The 19,684-nt window shown below is 53.4% G+C and carries 18 protein-coding genes and 1 pseudogene; 10 read left to right on the top strand and 9 right to left on the bottom strand.

Translation table 11 applies throughout. The features are described 5' to 3' along the window. Window positions 1-260: 260 nt before the first annotated feature. Window positions 261-797, bottom strand: coding sequence for a disulfide bond formation protein B (locus WC612_07425; protein ID MFA6280601.1), 537 nt, complete (start codon window positions 795-797; stop codon window positions 261-263). Between the two features lie 171 nt (window positions 798-968). On the opposite strand from WC612_07425, the gene WC612_07420 reads away from it, so the two are divergent. Both WC612_07420 and WC612_07415 read left to right on the top strand, forming a co-directional pair. Beyond that, the gene (locus WC612_07420; protein MFA6280600.1) at window positions 969-1,919 is read left to right on the top strand and encodes a PfkB family carbohydrate kinase; all 951 of its coding nucleotides are present in this window, start codon (window positions 969-971) and stop codon (window positions 1,917-1,919) included. Between the two features lie 24 nt (window positions 1,920-1,943). Then, window positions 1,944-2,837, top strand: coding sequence for an HAD family phosphatase (locus tag WC612_07415; protein MFA6280599.1), 894 nt, complete (start codon window positions 1,944-1,946; stop codon window positions 2,835-2,837). Here the strand turns inward: WC612_07415 and WC612_07410 are convergent. From WC612_07410 to glmU, 3 genes are all read right to left on the bottom strand, one after another. Next, complete coding sequence (locus tag WC612_07410; GenBank protein ID MFA6280598.1) at window positions 2,832-3,785, bottom strand: glucokinase; 954 nt, start codon at window positions 3,783-3,785, stop codon at window positions 2,832-2,834. The two genes, WC612_07415 and WC612_07410, sit on opposite strands and share 6 nt — an antisense overlap. A gap of 28 nt (window positions 3,786-3,813) precedes the next feature. Continuing rightward, a complete protein-coding gene (locus WC612_07405) occupies window positions 3,814-4,137 on the bottom strand; it encodes a DUF4389 domain-containing protein (GenBank protein MFA6280597.1) in 324 nt (107 codons plus the stop codon). 100 nt (window positions 4,138-4,237) lie between these two features. Then, on the bottom strand, window positions 4,238-5,596 hold the full coding sequence (gene glmU, locus WC612_07400) for a bifunctional UDP-N-acetylglucosamine diphosphorylase/glucosamine-1-phosphate N-acetyltransferase GlmU (GenBank protein ID MFA6280596.1): 1,359 nt from the start codon (window positions 5,594-5,596) through the stop codon (window positions 4,238-4,240). 63 nt (window positions 5,597-5,659) lie between these two features. Here glmU and WC612_07395 point away from each other — a divergent pair, with 63 nt between their 5' ends. Next, window positions 5,660-6,340 (top strand): HAD-IA family hydrolase, encoded by a 681-nt coding sequence (locus WC612_07395; GenBank protein MFA6280595.1) that lies wholly within the window; start codon window positions 5,660-5,662, stop codon window positions 6,338-6,340. Between the two features lie 16 nt (window positions 6,341-6,356). Here WC612_07395 and dnaA read toward each other — a convergent pair whose 3' ends face one another. The 4 genes from dnaA to fsa all read right to left on the bottom strand — a co-directional run bounded on the left by dnaA (window position 6,357) and on the right by fsa (window position 10,054). After that, window positions 6,357-7,862: a chromosomal replication initiator protein DnaA gene (gene dnaA / locus WC612_07390; protein ID MFA6280594.1), complete on the bottom strand. Its 1,506-nt coding sequence runs from the start codon at window positions 7,860-7,862 to the stop codon at window positions 6,357-6,359. A 357-nt stretch (window positions 7,863-8,219) separates the two neighbouring features. Then, window positions 8,220-8,495, bottom strand: a complete 276-nt coding sequence (gene rpsT, locus WC612_07385) for a 30S ribosomal protein S20 (GenBank protein MFA6280593.1) — start codon at window positions 8,493-8,495, stop codon at window positions 8,220-8,222. A gap of 185 nt (window positions 8,496-8,680) precedes the next feature. Further along, window positions 8,681-9,379 carry a DUF484 family protein gene (locus tag WC612_07380; GenBank protein MFA6280592.1) on the bottom strand — a complete coding sequence of 233 codons (699 nt, stop codon included), beginning with the start codon at window positions 9,377-9,379 and terminating at the stop codon, window positions 8,681-8,683. A gap of 12 nt (window positions 9,380-9,391) precedes the next feature. After that, window positions 9,392-10,054, bottom strand: a complete 663-nt coding sequence (gene fsa, locus WC612_07375) for a fructose-6-phosphate aldolase (GenBank protein ID MFA6280591.1) — start codon at window positions 10,052-10,054, stop codon at window positions 9,392-9,394. A gap of 52 nt (window positions 10,055-10,106) precedes the next feature. Between fsa and WC612_07370 the strand changes: the two genes are divergently transcribed. Next, window positions 10,107-12,290, top strand: a complete 2,184-nt coding sequence (locus WC612_07370) for a primosomal protein N' (GenBank protein ID MFA6280590.1) — start codon at window positions 10,107-10,109, stop codon at window positions 12,288-12,290. 3 nt (window positions 12,291-12,293) lie between these two features. On the opposite strand, the gene WC612_07365 is transcribed toward WC612_07370, so the two are convergent. After that, on the bottom strand, window positions 12,294-12,743 hold the full coding sequence (locus tag WC612_07365) for a type II toxin-antitoxin system RatA family toxin (protein MFA6280589.1): 450 nt from the start codon (window positions 12,741-12,743) through the stop codon (window positions 12,294-12,296). 75 nt (window positions 12,744-12,818) lie between these two features. Between WC612_07365 and WC612_07360 the strand changes: the two genes are divergently transcribed. The 6 genes and pseudogenes from WC612_07360 to WC612_07335 all read left to right on the top strand — a co-directional run bounded on the left by WC612_07360 (window position 12,819) and on the right by WC612_07335 (window position 19,635). Then, the gene (locus WC612_07360) at window positions 12,819-14,459 is read left to right on the top strand and encodes a L,D-transpeptidase family protein (protein ID MFA6280588.1); all 1,641 of its coding nucleotides are present in this window, start codon (window positions 12,819-12,821) and stop codon (window positions 14,457-14,459) included. A gap of 452 nt (window positions 14,460-14,911) precedes the next feature. After that, window positions 14,912-15,607 (top strand): DEAD/DEAH box helicase family protein, encoded by a 696-nt coding sequence (locus WC612_07355; protein MFA6280587.1) that lies wholly within the window; start codon window positions 14,912-14,914, stop codon window positions 15,605-15,607. Beyond that, window positions 15,583-15,771: pseudogene (locus tag WC612_07350) on the top strand (type I restriction-modification enzyme R subunit C-terminal domain-containing protein). Before WC612_07355 ends, WC612_07350 begins: the two are co-directional and overlap by 25 nt. Continuing rightward, window positions 15,768-17,273, top strand: coding sequence for a restriction endonuclease subunit S (locus tag WC612_07345; protein ID MFA6280586.1), 1,506 nt, complete (start codon window positions 15,768-15,770; stop codon window positions 17,271-17,273). Before WC612_07350 ends, WC612_07345 begins: the two are co-directional and overlap by 4 nt. Then, the gene (locus tag WC612_07340) at window positions 17,270-18,718 is read left to right on the top strand and encodes a class I SAM-dependent DNA methyltransferase (protein MFA6280585.1); all 1,449 of its coding nucleotides are present in this window, start codon (window positions 17,270-17,272) and stop codon (window positions 18,716-18,718) included. Before WC612_07345 ends, WC612_07340 begins: the two co-directional genes overlap by 4 nt. Before the next feature lie 2 nt (window positions 18,719-18,720). Further along, window positions 18,721-19,635, top strand: a complete 915-nt coding sequence (locus WC612_07335; GenBank protein ID MFA6280584.1) for a nucleotide-binding protein — start codon at window positions 18,721-18,723, stop codon at window positions 19,633-19,635. Window positions 19,636-19,684: the final 49 nt, after the last annotated feature.

Raw genomic sequence — 19,684 nt, 5'->3', positions numbered from 1 at the left:
CTCGATAGATCGAAAAACATCCACACTTCGGACAGTTTTTGTTGTGACACCTTCAAAAACTCCCTTTTCCTCAAATCTATCATAAACTTATACGAAATCTACCCACACCTTTTTGATCATTATGCCGGTTTTGTGTATAAGTTAAACCCTCTATCGTCATCCCCGCGCCCTCGTCCCGCCGCACATGCGGCGGGCGAAAGGGCAAAGTGGGGATCCCGTTTTCTTTTTTCTTTACGCGTCAGTTCATAAGCTTGTTGGGATTAGCCCTTCCGCCGCCGCGCGGCGAAAAGCGCGAACGCGCCAAAGGCCAGCGAGGCCAGAATGTTCCAGTTCGCCATCGTGAAGCCAAGGAACGTGAAATTAACCGCATCGCAACGCACAACGGGCGTTGCCATCAACGCCTCACGCGCGGCGGTGGGGTCTTTGAGCTCTTGTATCACAAGCGGATTGACCGCGCAGCCGTCCGTGCCCTGCCACCAGTGAAGCTCCACCCCTGAATGAAAGGATGCGATACCGGCGTTCACAAAAAATGCGAAGGCGCATAGGAGGAGTAGGCCTCGCGCTGCCCTGCCGCGAATCAGAACTGTGCTTACGAAGGCCAGCAAAGACAGTACGACGACCACGGCATAGGGTACGCGCTGGTAAAGGCATAGGACGCACGGCAGAACGCCAAAAAATGTCTCCGCCACATAGGCCGTCAACAATGAGCCAACCGAGGCGGCAAACAGCAACAACGCCGATTCCTTAACGCTAAGCGTAAGAAAGCGGGTTGAGAGAATACGGGCAAGAGAATGCATGTGAAGAGCCCCTTTCAACATAGATATTACCGACAGATTAACCATTATGGCTTTTTCGCACAACTCATTAATAAAATAGTCAAAGTTTTGTGTTAACCTCAATTTTGTTTGACGAAAATATATTCAGCCAGTACCTTCGCGAAATCAATCCTTGATGGAGTCGCAGACCTCATGTCTAAAATCTATTTTTGTGGCGAGGTTGTCGCCGATCTTTTGGAAAAAGTCGAAGGATCCGGTGACTTTAAATTTCTGCTTGGTGGCTCGCAGTTCAATGGAGCGACGGGTGCATCACGTGCGGTTAAACGTGAAAATCTAACTGACAAGATTCAAATCGGCTTTGTTGGCCCCATGTCACAAGATACGTTTGGCGAGCGTTTCTACGCCTCTTTAACAAACAACGGCATTGATGCCTCTGGCGTTATTCGGGTTGATCGCAACACAACGCTTGCCATTATTTCCATTCGACCCGGTAAAGAAAACGCCTTTTCCTTTTATGGCCGCGATACAGCCGAGCAAATGACAAAAATCGAAGACCTCCCCACGGCTTTGGGCGGTGAGGACGAAAAGAGGATTTGTTGCTTTGGCTCTATTTCAACGGTTATGGAACCGGCTCGTTTTGCATGGCTAGAGTTCGCCAATCGCTTCAAGAAAAACGCCCTTGTTTGCTATGACTTGAACACCCGTCCCACGATTGCCAAGGATCCTGAGCGTTATCGCGGCCTCGTCCTTGAATGGGCGCGCATAGCGCATGTCATGAAGGCCAGCGATGCCGATATCGGCTGGGCCTATCCCGACATGAGCATGCAAGACGTTGCCAAAATCTGGCTGGACGCGGGCGCTTCAATGGCCGTGTTCACAAAGGGCTTGCACGGCTCTGAAGCTTACACTAAGACCGTATCGGCCTCGGCCTCAACCTTGGATCTTGAGCTAACCAACACGGTTGGCGCAGGTGACAACTTTAACGCCGGCCTTGCTATTGCTTTTAGCAAGAACGACATTTTCAGCGTAAGCGCCCTTGAAGCGTTGACACAAGAATCCTTACAATCTCTTTTACAGAACGCGAATGAAACTGCCGCCTACCACCTTATTTCCATTGGGGCTAAACCCCGAAACGTAGCCTAATCACATTAATTAGGGAGACACATTATGTCAGTAGGATTTTCAACACAGCAAAAACGGCTCGCAAGTGATCTTGGCCGGATGATGGCTTCTTTGCCCCCAGCCGAATTTAAACTGTCGGTTGTCCCCCCTTTTACTTATGACTTTTCTGTTTTAGATCGTCATATAGACCGTCTGGATGGTGCTATTTTCGATTTGGACGGCACGCTTGTTGTGAATAATGAAAGCGTCGCCTTGGATACGATTGGGAATGTTCATAAGGAATGGCTTGAAGCTACGCATGGTATTACGGACACGCGGTGCTACCGCTGTTATGCAGGGATGCCTTTATATCGCATTCGTAAGACTGTTGGTGATCATTTCCGCCTAGAGGTTCCTCAATCGGTTGAGGATGAAATCATGGCTATTCGCAAGAGGTCGCCATTGTCGAATGAGCCGATTAAAGTACATCCTTTTTTTAAAGGTCTTCTAGACTATTTGGATAATGCTGGCGTTCCGATGTGCATCGCCACGGGCAGCGAGCCTGACAGAGCCCTTCGTTATGTTGAGGCCGCCGGATTGAAGCACTATTTTGACAAAGATGGCTCTCAATGGCTCTTCTGCGGAAGGAAGCCTGATCCAAAGTGCTACCACGATTCTATTCAATCATTGGCGGCGAGGCGCGGGATAACGACGCCTGACCCACGTCGTTATATCAGCTTTGAGGATTCAGTATCGGGCGTTGCTGCTGGCGTAAGGGCTGATGTGAATGTCCTTGGCCATCTTTTTGCGGAACATATTTCTCCTTCAAGTCATGCGGAAACGCACACTTGCATGATGGCGGCAGATGTTTCTGCTGTTATCCTTGATAAGGAAATGGCTGTTCATGCGGTGGACTGTGTCATTAAACAGTGCGTCCCGCCGCGCAAGCCAACGCTATAATAGAAGTCCCACGACACGCTCAAGACCCTCAAACGCGGGGATACTGGCCTTGACGCGATAGACGGGGGCGCGGGCCAGAAGGCTGGCCATTTTCGGGTTGGTCGCAAAGCGCTCTAAAAAGCGGGATTGATCGAAATCGGCACCCAACTTTTCCAATACGCCGCCCGTCAGATAGACGCCGCCAAGCGCGATGTAGGATAAAGCCATCTGGCTGGCCACGCTACCGAAGATCGCGGCAAAATCGCCCAGCACTTGCTTACACAGCGGATTACCCTCACGCGAGGCCTGCACTATGGCGGCGGGGTCGCTCAATTCAGGAGCCTCCCCCACCAGCATGCAATTAGCCTTGTAAAGATTCACAATACCTGGGCCAGAGATCAAATCCTCGGCACTGACAAAACTTAGTTCACGCGAAAGCAGGCGGATCATCTGGTGCTCACGGTCATTGGCGGGGGCATAGCGAACATGGCCGCCTTCTGTTCGGATGGCTTCAAAGCCGCCGCCTTGAACAGGCTTAAGCGCGGCAATGCCAAGGCCCGTGCCGGGCCCCATCACAAGGCGAGGCGCGAAATCCAAGGGTTGCCCTGTTTGCAAGACGATGGTGTCCTCGGCCTTCATCGAACCGATAGCGACAGCAATCGCTTCAAAATCATTTAGGATAAAAACGTGGGGTGTGCCTACAGCGTTCGCAATTTCAGTCTTGTCGCAAACCCAGTCCGAGTTTGTCAAAGGAACCCTATCGCCAAGAATCGGCCCCGCGATGGCCATGGCCACCGCCTTAATAGAAAGGTCGGCGCATTCTTCTTTGCGGTAGGACTCCAGCGCACCCATAAGGGTCGGGTTTTCGCGAACGGCATAGATTTTGATACGACTTACAGCGCCCTTCTCATCGACAACGGCAAAACGAGCGTTTGTACCCCCGATGTCGGCGAGAAGGCTATGAGTCATAAGAACCTTAGGGGAGCTTGTGGTAGGGTTACTCGGCTACTTTGTCCGTAACATCCGCCTGTTTCTCCGCTGGAAACGGCGCGAAGGGGAAGGGCTTTTCGTCCGAGGAGAACGTCAGATAGCGGGTAACCTGCGCCTGATAGGTGGCGAGGTTCGCGCCAAACTCGGCTAGGCCGACAAAGGAATGGCCGCCGAACAACTTCGCCAAGAACTGAAAGATCGAGGTGGCAAAGGTCAGGATAATGGACAGGTAAAAGGCAAACCCGAAAACGACCAGATACACAAAGCGCAGCCAAGTGTCCTTGTCCTTGACGTTCTTTTTCAGGGTCTCTTCGTTAATGATCTCGTTCATGGTGTGCCTCTTCGGGTTATTTGTTCATGGGATCATAGCGCGGGACATTACAAAAAGCAAAATCTCCGTCATGTCACCCTATTTTCACGTTATTCTCGCCTCACGATTTTGTTTTTTGCAAGGCGCGAAAACGTCCCGCCCAACCTTCTGTATTCGTTTGCCTTTCGCGGGCGATGGCCAAAGCATCCGAGGGGATATCCTGCGTGATTGTGCTGCCCGCCGCGATGATCGCGCCATCGCCTATTGTGACGGGCGCGACGAGAGCCGTGTTTGAGCCGATAAACGCGCCCGCGCCTATTTCCGTATGAGCCTTGGTAAAGCCGTCATAGTTGCAGGTGATCGTGCCCGCGCCGATATTGGTTTTCTCGCCAACCGAGGCATCGCCGATATAGGAAAGGTGGTTGACCTTTGCGCCCTTAGCGACTTTTGTGTTCTTGATCTCAACAAAGTTGCCGATATGGGCGGCCTCGCCGATCACCGACTTGGGGCGCAGCCGGACAAAGGGGCCGATGATCGCGCCCTTTTTCACAGTGACCTGATCCAGATGGGAAAAGGCGCGGATTTCGACGTTATCCTCGATCACAACGCCTGTCGCAAAGACAACGTTCGGCCCGATAGAGACATCGCGACCCATCACCGTATCTGCCGCTAGAAAGACCGTCGCAGGGTCGATCATTGTAACGCCCGCCAGCATATGCGCCTTACGCAAGCGGCTCTGCATCACGGCCTCGACCTCGGCCAGCTGCACGCGTGTGTTCACGCCCCGCACGTCATCGGCATCCAGCGTTGTCGTGGTCACTGGCAAGCCTTGCTTGGCGGCCAGAGCAATGCAGTCGGTCAGGTAGTATTCGCCCTTGGCGTTATCGTTGCCGACCTGATCCAGCAAAGACCACAAGGCGGAGGCCTTAAACAGCATTATCCCGCCGTTGCAAAGCGTGATTGCCTTTTGCGCAGGCGTGGCATCGGCGGCCTCGACAATCGCTTGCAGCCTACCAGCTTCGTCCATGACCAAGCGGCCATAGGGGGCAGGATCGGCGGGCACAAAGCCTGCAACGGCCAGTGCGGCCTTATCCTGCATCAAACGCTCACGCAGCGCCGTAAGTGAGGCAGGCGTAATCAGCGGCGTATCGCCAAATAGAACCAGAATATGCCCCTCAAAGCCACTCAGAGCCTCACGCGCGGCCTTCACCGCATCGCCTGTCCCAAGGGGCTGCTGCTGAATGGCGCAGGCATGGGGCGCGACTGCCGCTTGCACTGGCTCCATAGCGGGCGCGACGACGACCACGACCTTCTGCGGCGCAAGAGCCTCGCATGCCCTCACGACATGATGGATCATGGGAAAGGAGGCCACCGGATGCAATATCTTAGGCAGAGAGGATTTCATGCGCGTCCCCTGCCCTGCCGCCAGAATAACGCAGGCTAAGGGAGGTTGGTTTACAGGCGTTGCCTTGTCGGTCATTGTCGGTTTATCCTGAAGGAAGAGAAAATCATGAAGACATATTATCACTGTTCGGGGGGCTAAATGCAACGGCTTGAAGCGGTTTTATTCGATTGTGACGGCACTTTGCTGGACAGCGCCCCTGATATAGGGCAAGCGCTGAACCTGATGCTGGAGGAATGTGACCGCCCTCCCCTGCCTTTAGAGCAAATTAAGGGCTTTTTGGGCGATGGCATGATGGAGCTGTGCTGCCGCGCCCTTACGGCTACGGGCGGGTTGCCACAGGACGACGTTTATCCCTTTGTTCAGAAGTTTATCACGCATTACCGCAAGGTTCCCGCCGACCCTTCGCAGATTTATGCGGGCGGGCGTGAGGCGCTGGAGGCCTTGTCGGGGGCTGGCGTTAAACTGGCCATGTGTACCAACAAGCAAGAAGCCGCCACGCGGCGTATTTTTGATCAGCTTGACCTGACGCGCTATTTCGCGGCTATCGCGGGTGGCGACACCTATATGGTGCATAAGCCTCACCCCGATCACGTCTTGAATCTGCTTAAGGCGATGGACGTATCGCCCGAAGGAACCCTGTTCGTTGGCGATGGCATGAACGATGTGCTGGCCAGCCGCCAAGCGGGCGTGAAATGCGTGATCATCACGCATGGCTATAGCGACGACTGGGAGGCCCTTGGCGCGGATGCGCTAATAGGTGGCTTTGGCGAGCTGACGGCGGCGATCGAAAAGCTTGGGTTCAGCATCGTCGGGAAGTAGCTTCCCTTTTTATCTCTTAACCCTGTAGCAAGCGGCGGAGCAGATCGACATCCTCGCGGAAGGCGTTGTCATAGGCTGACAACTCTTCGATCTTCTTGACGGCATGGATGACCGTGGTGTGATCGCGGCCACCGAACTTGCGGCCAATTTCCGGCAGGCTGCGCGGCGTGAGTTGCTTGGCCAGATACATCGCAACCTGACGCGGCCTTGCCACGGCGCGGGCGCGGCGGGCGGAGTGCATATCCGACACACGGATATTGAAATGCTCAGCCACTTTCTTTTGAATCTCGTCAATCGTGATGCGACGCTCGGTTGAGCGTAGCACGTCGGCCAAGACTTCTTGCGTCATCTCTAGCGAGATGGTGCGTCCCACCAGCTGTGAATGCGCAACGATGCGGTTCAACGCGCCCTCAAGCTCGCGCACGTTGGACGTGATTTTGTGGCCCAAGAATTCGATCACCTTGTCGGGCATGGCGCAGCCTAGCTTTTCAGCTTTAGCGTGCAAAATGCCAAGGCGCAATTCGTAATTGGCGGGATGCAAATCAGCAACAAGACCCCAACCAAGGCGCGAGCGCAAGCGCTCCTCCACGCGATCCAGATCCTGCGGCGATTTATCGGCGGAAACGATGACTTGGCGGTTGCGATCCACCAGCGCGTTAAAGGTGTGGAAGAATTCTTCCTGCGTCGTGTCCTTGCCGCCGATGAACTGCACATCATCGATCATCAAAACATCGACCGAACGAAACTGATCCTTAAATGAGACGGTGTCTTTGTAGCGAAGCGCGCGCACGAATTGATACATGAACTTTTCAGCGGACATATAGATGACGCGGCGATTGGGAAAGTTGCGGCGAATTTGCCACGCAATCGCGTGCATCAAATGCGTTTTGCCAAGGCCAGAGCCACCATAAAGGAACAGCGGGTTGAACGTCGGCGTTTCCGTATCGGCCACGCGCCGCGCGGCGGCATAGGCCAGTTCATTGGGTTTGCCTACGACGAAATTATCAAACGTAAAGCGTGGATCAAGGGCGGCTTCATCGCTGGGCGAGCCTTGCGGCATTGCGGAAACCATGGACGGAAACGAAGGCGCGGCGGCTTGTTGTGGAGGCAGTGCTGTCACAACAGGTGAGGCCCCTGCGTTCACAAGATCCTGTGTTGTAGCAGCTGGTTTTAAGAGGGGGGAGGCAACAACAAACTCAACACCGCCTGCCTTAACAAGTTTACGCCACAACATACGAACAACATCGCCGTAATGGGCTTCGATCCAGTCGCGCATAAAGCGCGTCGGTGCGGAGATGGAAAGAGCGGAATCTCCCTTGGCGTTTAGCACAACGCTTCCCTTGACGGGTTCGATCCAACGGCGATAGGCCGTCTCGCCCAAATGGTCGCGCAAAAGATCGCGCAGTTGTGTCCAAACAGGGGAAGCAAAATCGGGAGAGGAAGCGGTATCTAAGGAGTCGAAAACTTGATCGGACACTTGCGCGTTTTCACTTGTCTGCTTTTTAGCGGCCATCGATACCATGGAAGTCCTCACTCAAAACGCAACGTGTTACAGGGGTCGGGTTTAAAAAAGCTTTATAAAAAGCCGCGAGAAACCCGTATTGGCAAGCATTCAAACTTCGGCGAACAGAAATGCACCATAGAACAAAAGTGATTCGTTTTACAATGGGTCTTCGTGTGTGAATCGGAAAAATATTTTTTCTTTTGTAAAAAAATGTGACGCGCATGAAACGATAAATCAAAAGTTGTTCACCATAAAATTAATGATGCCATGATTGGAAAAAGGATAGTTTTCACATTGGATTTTTCTGACAAAAAAAACGCGCGTCCCTTGGTGGGATCGCGCGTTTAAAATTCACGGGACTCTGCTCGGAAAGGATTAGGCTTTAGCCAAGGCAATTTTCTTGACGGCCTTTGCCAAACGCGAGGTTTTACGAGCGGCAGTCTTAGGATGCAGTGTGCCTTTGCTTGCTGCACGAGCCAACCCAGATTCAGCAGAGCGCAAAGTCGTAACAGCCGTTTCCGGATCCTTGCCGACAATGGCCTTTTCAACCGCTTTCGTCAGGGTGCGGACTTTGGCACGACGTGAGCGGTTCAGCTCATTAGTTTTAACAGTTTGCCGCGCACGCTTGGCGGCAGATTTATGATTAGCCATCGTTGTTCCTTATGGGTTTTTTATCATCTCTTTTGGAAGGCGCATTCATACGCGGGCAGCCCTATGAGGTCAAGAGGCAATATCCACAATCCTTGCCACCCGTCAATAATTCTTATTTTGTTAAGTACGAAGGGTAAGGTTAATGCGTCCAAGGGTCGTTTTAAGGCTAGCGCCGCTTCTGCCCATTAAAGCCATTTGGCAAGGCAACGCTCGACCACGCCGCCAAGGGTTTCGACCTGTTCGGTCGCCAGATCGGTGGCATACTGGATAGGATCGCTATGCCCAAGGGCCAGAAGCCCATGAGGAAGCCCTTCCCTGATCACAAGGCGCACGAGAGCTTGCGAGCGGATGGCAGGGGCTTTATCCCCGTACAAATCCACAAGACCGCAAGGTACTTCCTCTAGCATCACGTCGCGGCCATTAATCCAACGGTTAACAACCCCCGGTGGCACAACTTTAAGCCCGTCATAGTCGCCGACATCCAGCCAGCCGCCTGCCTCTAGGAAAAAGCCAACGGCCTCTTGATTCAGCAGCGTGGCGAAGTCGTGACCGATCAGGCGCAAGGTTGAGGTAAAATCGGGCGCATCCATTAAAGCAAGGATCGCAGCGTTCATGCGGTCTTGGCGCTGAAGGTTTTCCTGTAAAAGGTCGATCAAATCTTCGTGCTCGGCTTTTAGGTCGTCATACTCTTCTTGAATTCTTGCCGTTCTATAATGCTGGAAGTCTTGCACGCCATCGCCACTGCGCAGCTCTGGCGAGACAAGCTCTTCCATCAGATCGGCATTATCGACCAGAAAGTCGGGGTTCTCCATCAAAAAGCCGCGCACGTTTTCTGGCGTAAGGCCAGCAACAGCGAGATAAGGGCGTTTTGATGAAGGAGCCATAGGCGTTACCCGTTACACTGGAATAGTTTGACCGGTCTTTTTCCAGTCTTCAACAAATTGCGCCAAGCCTTTGTCGGTTAAAGGATGGTTAAACAACTGACGGATCACCGATGGCGGGATCGTAGCGACGTCCGCGCCCATTCTGGCCGCTTCCACCACATGCATGGGCGAGCGCACCGAGGCCACAAGCACTTGCGTATCAAAGGAAGGATAAGCGCCATAAATGGTGCAAATATCGGCAATCAGCTCCATGCCGCTTTGGCCAATATCATCAAGCCGTCCAACGAAGGGCGAGACGAACGTCGCGCCCGCCTTGGCGGCCAAAATGGCCTGCGCTGCTGAGAAGCATAGCGTCACATTGACCATCGTGCCATTACTGGACAGATTCTTACAAACCTTAAGACCTGCTGGGGTCAACGGAACCTTCACCGCGATGTTGTCCGCAATCTTGGCCAGCGTTTGGGCTTCGGCCATCATGGTGACATAATCGGTTGAGGCAACCTCGGCGCTCACAGGCCCTTCGACGATGGCCGTGATCTCGCGGATCAGTTCGATAAAGTTGCTGTGGCCCGACTTTGCGACCAGCGAGGGGTTGGTTGTCACCCCATCCAGAAGGCCTGTTGCGGCCAGCTCTTTTATTTCTGACAAATCGGCGGTATCAACAAAAAACTTCATAAGACTTAAACTCCTGTGATGCGATTCGACTATCGATGGGACAGTCTAACCAATGAACGACCCTGATGCCAAGCCTACAAAGAACTTACGGCAAGAAACCGTTCGCGTTCTGCTGCCTTTGCCGCTGGGCGATGGGTATGATTACCTTGTACCCCCTTCCCTAACCCTTGGAAAGGGTTCGTTTGTGACCGTTCCTTTGGGTCGCAAAGAGGAAGTCATCGGCATTGTGTGGGATGAGGGCAGCGGTAAGGTCGAGGCCAGTAAGCTTAAGGCCATCACCTCCGTTCTCGATCTAGCACCCTTGGATGAGACAACACGCCGCTTTGTCGATTGGGTTGCGGGCTACACGCTCACCCCCGCCGGATCGATTCTAAAGATGGTTCTGGGCGGGCAGCTCCGCCCCCTTAAGGACAAGGATAAACTGCCTTGTACATTGGCGGATTTTAAAACAAATCTGTCATTCCCGCGAAAGCGGGAATCCAGTGCCGAGTGTCAACGAGGCAAAAGACTCATGAGCGCCGCAGACGCGGCGCAGCTGGATTCCCGCTTTCGCGGGAATGACGAAGTAGGTGAGAATAATGCCCAAAACATTCTTTCCGAATACGGCAACTATATCGACACCCTCGCCCCCGTCCTTAGCCCCGAACAAGAAAGCGCCGCCGCCGCGCTTACCGCTGCCGTCAAAGACAACACCTTTTCCGTGACGCTCCTTGATGGTGTGACGGGCTCAGGAAAAACAGAAGTTTATGGTGAGGCGCTCGCGCAATGCTTTAAGGACGGTCGGCAAGCCCTTCTCCTATTGCCAGAAATTGCCATGACCGCTGCGTTGTTTTCGCGGCTAGAGGCTCGCTTTGGCCTAGCGCCGACTTTATGGCATTCCGGCCTTACAGAAAAGCAGCGCCGCCTTAACTGGCACGCGATCAAGCAAGGCAAGGCACGGTTTATTTTGGGGGCGCGCTCGGCCCTCTTCCTGCCCTATGCCGACCTTGGCCTTATCGTCGTGGATGAAGAGCATGAGGGCGCGTACAAGCAAGAGGAAGGCGTCATCTATCATGGGCGTGACATGGCTGTGGTGCGAGCCAACGTTGGCGCTATTCCTATTGTGTTGGCCTCGGCCACGCCGTCTCTCGAGACGCTACACAATGTCCAGCAAGGCAAATACCGCCATTTGATCCTGCGCCGCCGTTTTGGTGAGGCGTCGATGCCCACCATCAAAATCATCGATCTGCGGCATGAGAAAATGCCAACGCAAAGCTTTATCAGCGATCCTCTTTTGCAAGCCTTGCAAAGCGCCGTGGAAAACGGCCAGCAAGCCATGCTGTTTTTGAACCGGCGGGGCTATGCGCCGCTCACGCTGTGCCGCGCCTGTGGGCTTCGCTTACAATGTCCCTCTTGCACCAGCTGGATGATCGAGCACAAGCGGACGGGCCGCCTGCACTGTCACCAATGCGGCTATAACATGACAGTGCCGAAGGCTTGCCCCACCTGTGGCGCGGAGGACAAGTTTGCCGCCTGCGGCCCGGGCATTGAGCGCATTGCCGAGGAAATCGCGGTGCGGCTGCCAGAGGCCCGCACCGCCATCATGGCAAGCGACACGATTGCCGACGCTAAGGCCGCGCAGGCGATGGTCAAGCAGATGGACGATCACGCGATTGACCTTCTTATCGGCACGCAGATCATGGCGAAGGGCTATCACTTCCCGCGCCTGACGACCGTGGGGGTGATTGATGCCGACCTTGGCCTTGCGGGCGGCGATCCCCGCGCGGCCGAGAGAACCTTTCAGCTTTTGCAGCAAGTCGCGGGGCGTAGCGGCCGCGCCGAGGAAGCGGGGACGGTTTACCTGCAAACCACCAATCCCGATCATCCCGTAATGCGGGCGCTTATGGCAGGTGAGCGCGACGCCTTTATGCAAGCCGAAATGCGCGAGCGGAAAAACTATCACCTGCCGCCCTTTGGTCGCCTTGCCACCATTACGGTTGCCGGTGCGGATAAGCAGCAAGTGATCGATATCGCTCGCCACATCGCCGCAGCCTCACCCCAGAATAAGAATATGCGGATCCTTGGCCCCGCGCCTGCGCCGTTCGCCATCCTGCGCGGCAAGCATCGCTATCGCTTGATGGTGCAGGCAGGGCGAGGCGTTTCTCTTTCCAGTGCGATTGGCGCGTGGCTCGCGCCGCTGCCCCTCCCCCGCACGATCAAGGTGCAGGTGGACATCGATCCCTATAGCTTTTTGTGACCGTTAGACGCTTCCCGCGTCTTCCCCATAAATTTGGGCGGCGCGGGATTCGAACGCTTCGACCATTTTGAAGAAGGCGCGCTCAAAAAACGCGTCCAAAAGAGCCCCTAAAATGGGGGATTTGAGGCAAAAATCGACATCAAAATGAACCTCGCAAGCCCCCTTTCCTACCGGATCAAACCGCCACACGGTATGCAGGTGGCTTAAGGGGCCTGCGCCATACGTCACCACGATGCTTCGCGGGCGATCCAACTGGACTATCGAGGTAAAGGTGTCGTGCAGCGCCTTATACCCCACGCGTAGGTCGGCCTTCATGCTTGTTGGGCTTGTTTCAAAGATGCGGGCGTCCAGACACCACGGCAGGAAATCGGGATAATGGGCGACATCGGCCACAAGATCGAAAACCTGCTCTGGCGTATAGGGAAAAACACGTTTTTCGCTGTGCTGGGCCATTGTCCTAAGAGTCCCTTAACCGTTTCCATGACAGGTTGCGTTGACATAAACCCCACACTATCACAAAGTCTTCTTATGAATCCACGCCGCCCTTTCCTACGTTGCCTAATCCTTTTGTGCGCTCTTGCTTTTGGGGGCGATTCTGTTGCCCTCGCCAATGATACGCCGCCTGTGCCGGACACGCCGCTTGCGCAGCTTTTGACGCAAAACAACGCGCCTTTTGACGGTTATGCCCTGAATAAAATCGAGCTTCTTCAGCTTTATCAAACGCGCTCTTTTTATCCCGTGTGGGATACGCAGTCCGCCACAGGGCGTGAGGCCATTGCCGCCTTTCTCGAATCGATGAAGGCTTATGCGGCCTATCACGGCTTAGACGAAAAGCATTTTGCGTTCCCTCTTATCGCGCCCCTTCTGGACAAACCGGATGACGCGGCTGCGAGGCTCAAGCTGGAAGTTTTGATGACGGACAGCCTGTTTAAGTTGGCGCACAGGATCCATGGCGATGGCGTGACCCTTGCCTACCTTTATGCGGGGTGGCCCTTTACGCGCCCTGCGCCGTCCTATGTCGCTGAGATTGCCGCCGCTATCAAAGACAACAAGCTCAATGAATACTTCACGGCGCAGGCTCCCTCTGACCTTGACTATACGCGGCTTGCGGCGACGCTGAAAGACTATCGCGCTATGAGAGCCAAAGGCGCGTGGCCCCTCGTTACGCAAGGCGACACCATCCGCCTAGGCGACAAAAGCCCGCGTCTTGCGTCCATTAGGGCGCGACTGGAGGCCGAGGATTACGCCGTCCCCATGCTTGCCGAGGGCGTGGACCCACTGCTTTACACGCAAGAGCTGATGGCCGTCGTCATCGACTATCAGGTTCGTCATGGCCTTGACGCCGATGGAAATATCGGGGCCAAAACTATCGCAGCCATGAATGTGCCCTTGGATGAGCGCATCGGCCAGATTATCGCGAATATGGAGCGGAAACGCCACATGGCGCAGGTTTTTCCGGTGCGGTATGCGATTGTCAACATTGCCAACACCACTGTTCAAATCATCGAGAATGGTCAGCGCGTTTACTATGCGCCTGTGATCACGGGGCGCACAATCCGCAAGACTCCCTTTATCCAAAGCGTTATCCGCAGCGTGATCTTTAACCCCTCATGGCATGTACCCGCCAAAATTGCGCGTGAGGATATTTTGCCCAAGCTTCAAAAAGACCCGCACTACCTAGAGAAAATGGGCTTTGTGATTAATGGCAGCGCCGACGATCCCCATGGCGATGCGATAGACTGGAATGAAATCAGCAAGAGCGAGTTTAATTTCCGCCTACGCCAAGCGCCCGGAGAATTAAACTCGTTGGGGCGCATCAAGTTTGATTTCGATAACGATTTCTCGGTTTATATGCACGGCACGCCGCATGAAGAGTTGTTTGCCAAGGCCGATCGGCATCTTAGCTCTGGCTGCGTGAGGTTGCAGGACCCCGTGGCCTTTGCCGTCTTTGTCCTGTCGGACAACGAGGGGGACTGGACGCCGGAAACAGTGCAGGCCGAAATTGACAAAGCCCACACGCATTGGCTGAAGGTTGCTAATCCCTTGCCGCTTTTTATTGTCTATGAGACGGTCTATTTCCCGACAGCGGAAAGCGCCCCCCACTTCGCGCCGGATGTTTATAATTATGACAGAATTCTGCTGGATGCTCTGGGGAAGATGGAAAGATAAAAATAGGAACACGACATTATGCCGGATGGAAAAGTAAGGGGACGGAATGTACTTCGGCGCTTCGTGCCTCGTGGCGTCCGCGCTAACGCGCGGTCGTGAACCGCCCTTCGGGCTGGTTCAATACTCTGCTTCTAGATACCATGAACCCGCCCCCCACAAGTGGGGGGCGGGTTCATGGTGCCTGGGGACAGCCTCAAACTTTTACTATAACTACCTGATACTTAGAAGGAAATCAAGATCATAAAAAATATGGTCTACATGTTTGGTACCGATGGTCTTGCCCTCCCCGATCCGTGACAGCGCCTCCATTCCAAAAACGAAAAAACTCACTTCAAGGGCTTAATTCTCACATCCAAGACGCCAAAACCCTTAAATGCTGTTCCCCTCACTCAATAAGCTGTTATATATGGGGGAGTTAGACATTCGGTTTAAAACCCATTCGATTGGCCCCCATGACCCCCGAGGAACTCGCCCGTCAAAAGATAGATGCCCTGCTCAAGCAGGCGGGTTGGGTTATCCAAGACCGAGCCAATTTCGACCGCTTCGCCGCGCGTGGCGTCGCGGTAGAAGAGTTTCTCGTCAAGGACAAGAAGGAAGCCGACTACCTCCTGTTCATCGATGGCAAGGCCGCAGGCGTCATCGAAGCCAAAAAGCAGGGCGAGACCCTGAGCGGGACAGAGGCTCAATCCGGCGGTTATGCTGGATCGCTGCCTGAGCATGTCAAAACCCACATACTGCCCCTCCCGTTCGTTTACGAGAGCAACGGCGAGGAAGTCTTCTTCCGTGACGGGCGCGACCCGTCGCCGCGCTCAAGGCGCATCTTTGCCTTTCACAAGCCTGAGACGCTGGAAAGGTGGCTGCAAGAGGGGGACACGCTGCGATCCCGCCTTCAACACATGCCGCCCTTGGCAAAAAGCACCCTGCGCGATTGCCAGATCAACGCCATCACAGGCCTTGAGACGTCGCTTGCCAAGGCCGACCCCCGTGCGCTTATCCAAATGGCGACGGGCGCGGGCAAGACCTACACGGCCTGTAATTTCTCCTATCGCCTTTTGAAACACGCCAAGCCGAGGCGCGGTTTAATCTTTGGCTTGGTCGCAAGAAGAAAGCGGGCTATGACTTCACTTCCATGCAGCTTGAATGGCTGAACCTGATTAAAAACCACATCATCTATAACGTACATATCGCCCCGATGGATTTGCAAGACATGCCCGACTTCCTGAACCGTGGCGGCCTGATCGAAGCCCGCAAACAATTTGGCCAAGACTTGCCATCCCTTCTCGACGATTTAAATCTGGCGTTGGTGGCATGAGCGAGTTACCAGAGAATTGGGTTGAGACTACGGTGGGAGAGGTAACCTTACCTATTGCCAAAATTAACCAGACAAAAGACGTTAATAAAAAGATATACTACATCGACATTTCGAGCATTGATAACAAGAGCCACAAGGTAACGGGTGGAAAGTCATATACGATTAGTGAAGCCCCATCTCGGGCAAGACAGATCATAAAATCTGGTGATGTGCTGTTTTTAACGGTTCGTCCATATCTCAGGAATATTGCGGCTGTGCCAAAATCTCTTAACGGAGAAATCGCATCCACGGGCTTTTCTGTTTTGCGCCCCGCGAACGAAATTGAACCACAATACTTGTTCCACCTGTGCATCAGCACCCCTTTTGTAAATAAACTTTCCGGAATTCAGTATGGGGTGAGTTATCCCGCCGTAAAAGATGAACAGGTTCGCGAACAGACATTTCCTCTCCCACCAAAAAACGAGCAAAAGCGCATCGTAGAGAAGATCGAGGAGCTGTTCAGCCAGATTGATGCCGGAGAAGCCGCGCTGAAAAAGGCGCAGGCTCTTATCAAACAATACCGCCAATCCCTCCTCAAAGCCGCCGTCACAGGTGAGCTTACAAAAGAATGGCGCGAGAAAAACAAAGGCAAGATCGAACCCGCCGATAAACTCCTCGCCCGCATCCTCACCGAACGCCGCAAGGCTTTCAACGGGCGCGGAGAATATAAAGACCCAACCCTGCCTAATCGTCCCAATCTTTCAGAACTGCCCAAGGTTTGGGAATGGACGACCCTTGACGCAGTGACCTCGTTTATTACTAGCGGTTCACGGGGCTGGGCACAGTATTATAGTACCGAGGGAAGTAGGTTCTACCGTGTGGGAAATCTTAATCGACTAACCATAGAAATTGACACGGAAGACCTGCAACGCGTTTCACCACCTTGCAATGCAGAAGGATTAAGAACAAAAGTTTCAAAAAACGATATTTTATTGTCGATCACGGCAGATGTGGGAATGGTAGGCCTTGCTTCGGACACAAGTGAAGACGCGTATATCAACCAGCATTTAGCACTTTGCCGACCCGTAAACGAAAAAACGGCTGAGTTTATATCTTGGGCATTAGCATCCGATACAACCCAGCGTCAGTTGAATAATAAAAAGAGCGGCATCACAAAGGATGGCCTTACGTTAATCGATGTAAGGAATATTTTCGTTCCTCTTCCGCCACTGAAAGAACAAGAGACCATATCTGACCTGCTTCGTTTGGCACTTAGCCAGCTCGATCACTTCCATAAACAAATGATTTTGACACACCGTCTTTTTCAAGCAGAACGTCAATCCATCCTCAAAGCCGCGTTCTCAGGTAAGCTCGTCCCGCAAGACGCGAAGGATGAACCCGCCAGCGTGTTGCTGGATCGGATCAAGGCCGAGAGAGCCAGCACAAGCAACAAAGCCACGAAAAGCACGTCGAAGCAGAAAAAGCCCGCCGCCACTAGCCCAAGAAAACGAGTATCCAAATGAACCAAGCCACCATCGTCAACAAAGTCTGGGGTTTTGCCACCGTCTTGCAGCAATCGGGCGTGGCCTATACCGATTATGTGATGCAGTTCACCTATCTTCTCTTCCTCAAGATGGATGAGGAGCGGGAGGAATTAGCGAATGAAGGCTCACTCGTCCCCGCCAAATATCGCTGGAAGCATCTGAAACGCCTGACGGGTGATGAGCTGGTCAGGCATTACCGCGACATGCTGGAAACCCTCGCGACGGGCGATGGGTTGCTACGCACCATTTACAGCAAGGCGCAGAACAAGATCAATGAACCCGCCCGCCTTCAACGCCTGATCCAACTGATCGATGAAGAAACGTGGCTTGGCCTTGATATGGACATCAAGGGCGCGATTTACGAAGGACTGCTGTCCCGCAATGCCGAGGAAAGCAAGGCTGGCGCAGGGCAATACTTTACGCCGCGCCCTCTTATCCGCGCCATGGTGGACGTGATGCGCCCGCAGCCGACCATGACGGTCTGCGACCCCGCTTGCGGTACGGGCGGCTTTCTCCTCGCGGCCTATGACTTCATGCGCCAGCAAACGCAGGAACGCAAAGCCATCCTTAAACTGCAAAATGAAAAGCTCCACGGCTCTGACATCACCGAACAGGTCGCCGCGCTTTGCGCCATGAATATGTATCTGCATGGCATCTCCGGCGCATGTATCGAAAGCGGCAAAGACGCCCTGCTAATGGATGATGGCAACCGCTATGACATGGTTCTTGCCAACCCACCCTTTGGCAAGAAGAGCAGCTACACCATCGTTGGCGATGACGGCAAATCCACGCAAGAGCGTGAAAACTATGAGCGCGACGATTTCAAGGTCACAACGTCAAACAAGCAGCTCAACTTCCTTCAACATATTATGACGATCTTGAAGGTCGGCGGCACGGCAGCCGTCGTCCTGCCGGACAACGTGTTGTTTGAGGCTGGGGCGGGTGAAAAGCTCCGCAAGCGGTTGCTGAACGATTTTGACCTCCACACGATACTGCGCCTGCCGACTGGTATTTTCTATAAGCAAGGCGTGAAGGCGAATGTGTTATTCTTTGATAAGAAGCCAGCGGCCACAACGCCATGGACGAAAGAAACATGGGTCTTTGATTTCCGCACGAATATGCACTTCACCTTGGTTGAAAGACCGTTGCAGCGCGAAGATTTGAATGAGTTCGTTGCAGCCTATAAACCCGAGAGCCGCACCAAACGCAAGGAAACCGAACGGTTCAAATGCTTCACCTACGCCGAGCTAGCCGCACGGGACAAACTGAACCTCGACATCTTCTGGCTAAAAGACGACAGCCTTGAAGACGTCGACAACCTCCCAGCCCCCGACATCATCGCCGCCGAAATCGTCGACAACCTCGAAGCCGCCCTTGAGCAGTTTAGGGGCGTGGCAGAACAGCTACAGAAAACGGAGGCATAGCCATGGCAAGACGCACAACGCACCAAGAACCTAGTAGAGCTGCGCTAACCGTTGATCAAATGGAACATGGCATTTTTCGTCTTGAAAAGCTTATAAAGGAGATCGAGGCGTTTGACCCTCAAAGTATACAAAAGCGATGGAGCACTGAGGTCAAAGTTCTGGAAACTAATATTGAAGGCACTCTGTCATCCATTTTCGGACATAATACGATCGAATATGTGAGGTATATAAATGCTGCGCGTTTGGATAATGGGCCTGTCACTATGCGCGTAAGCTCGAGCTGGATTGAGGCTAGGGGTGGCGGTCACGGTCGTTATGATGACGCACACGAAGCACTCCAATATGTAACCGAAGGTAGGGATCGGTCTATACAGATTTTAAATCAAGCGATAAGCTGGCTACGCGACGAAATTATTGCACACAAAGCAACTTCATCTGTTCCCCTTTCCGAAGGAACAGCGCCAAAGATTTCGCGAAAGGTATTTATAGTTCACGGACATGATGAAGGCGCTCGGGAGGCTGTTGCGAGATTTTTTGATAAAATTGGCTTTCAAGCCATTATCTTACATGAACAAGCCAATCAAGGACGGACTGTTATTGAAAAAGTTGAAGCCCATGGGGATGTTGGCTTTGCTATTGTTTTGCTCACACCAGATGATGTGGGCTGTAAAGCCGGGGATGAGCCAAAGCCCCGTCCTCGTCAGAATGTTCTATTAGAGCTTGGTTATTTTATAGGACGCCTCGGCCGAGCCAAGGTTTGTACTCTCGTCACAGATAGCGAAATTGAGTGGCCTTCGGATTTTGCTGGCGTGGTATGGGAACGCTTCGATGCTGCCGGTGCATGGAAAGCAGCTCTCGGACGTGAGCTGCAAGCCGCAGGCTTTGATGTCGATTGGAATAAGGTAATGAACCCATAAAGCTAACCTTGAGGCAGCGCTGGAACAATTCCGTGGTGTCGCCGAGGCG

The sequence above is a fragment of the Bdellovibrionales bacterium genome (genome assembly GCA_041662785.1).
Classification (GTDB): domain Bacteria; phylum Pseudomonadota; class Alphaproteobacteria; order UBA9219; family UBA9219; genus UBA8914.
This window is presented reverse-complemented; position numbering and strand designations above follow the sequence as displayed.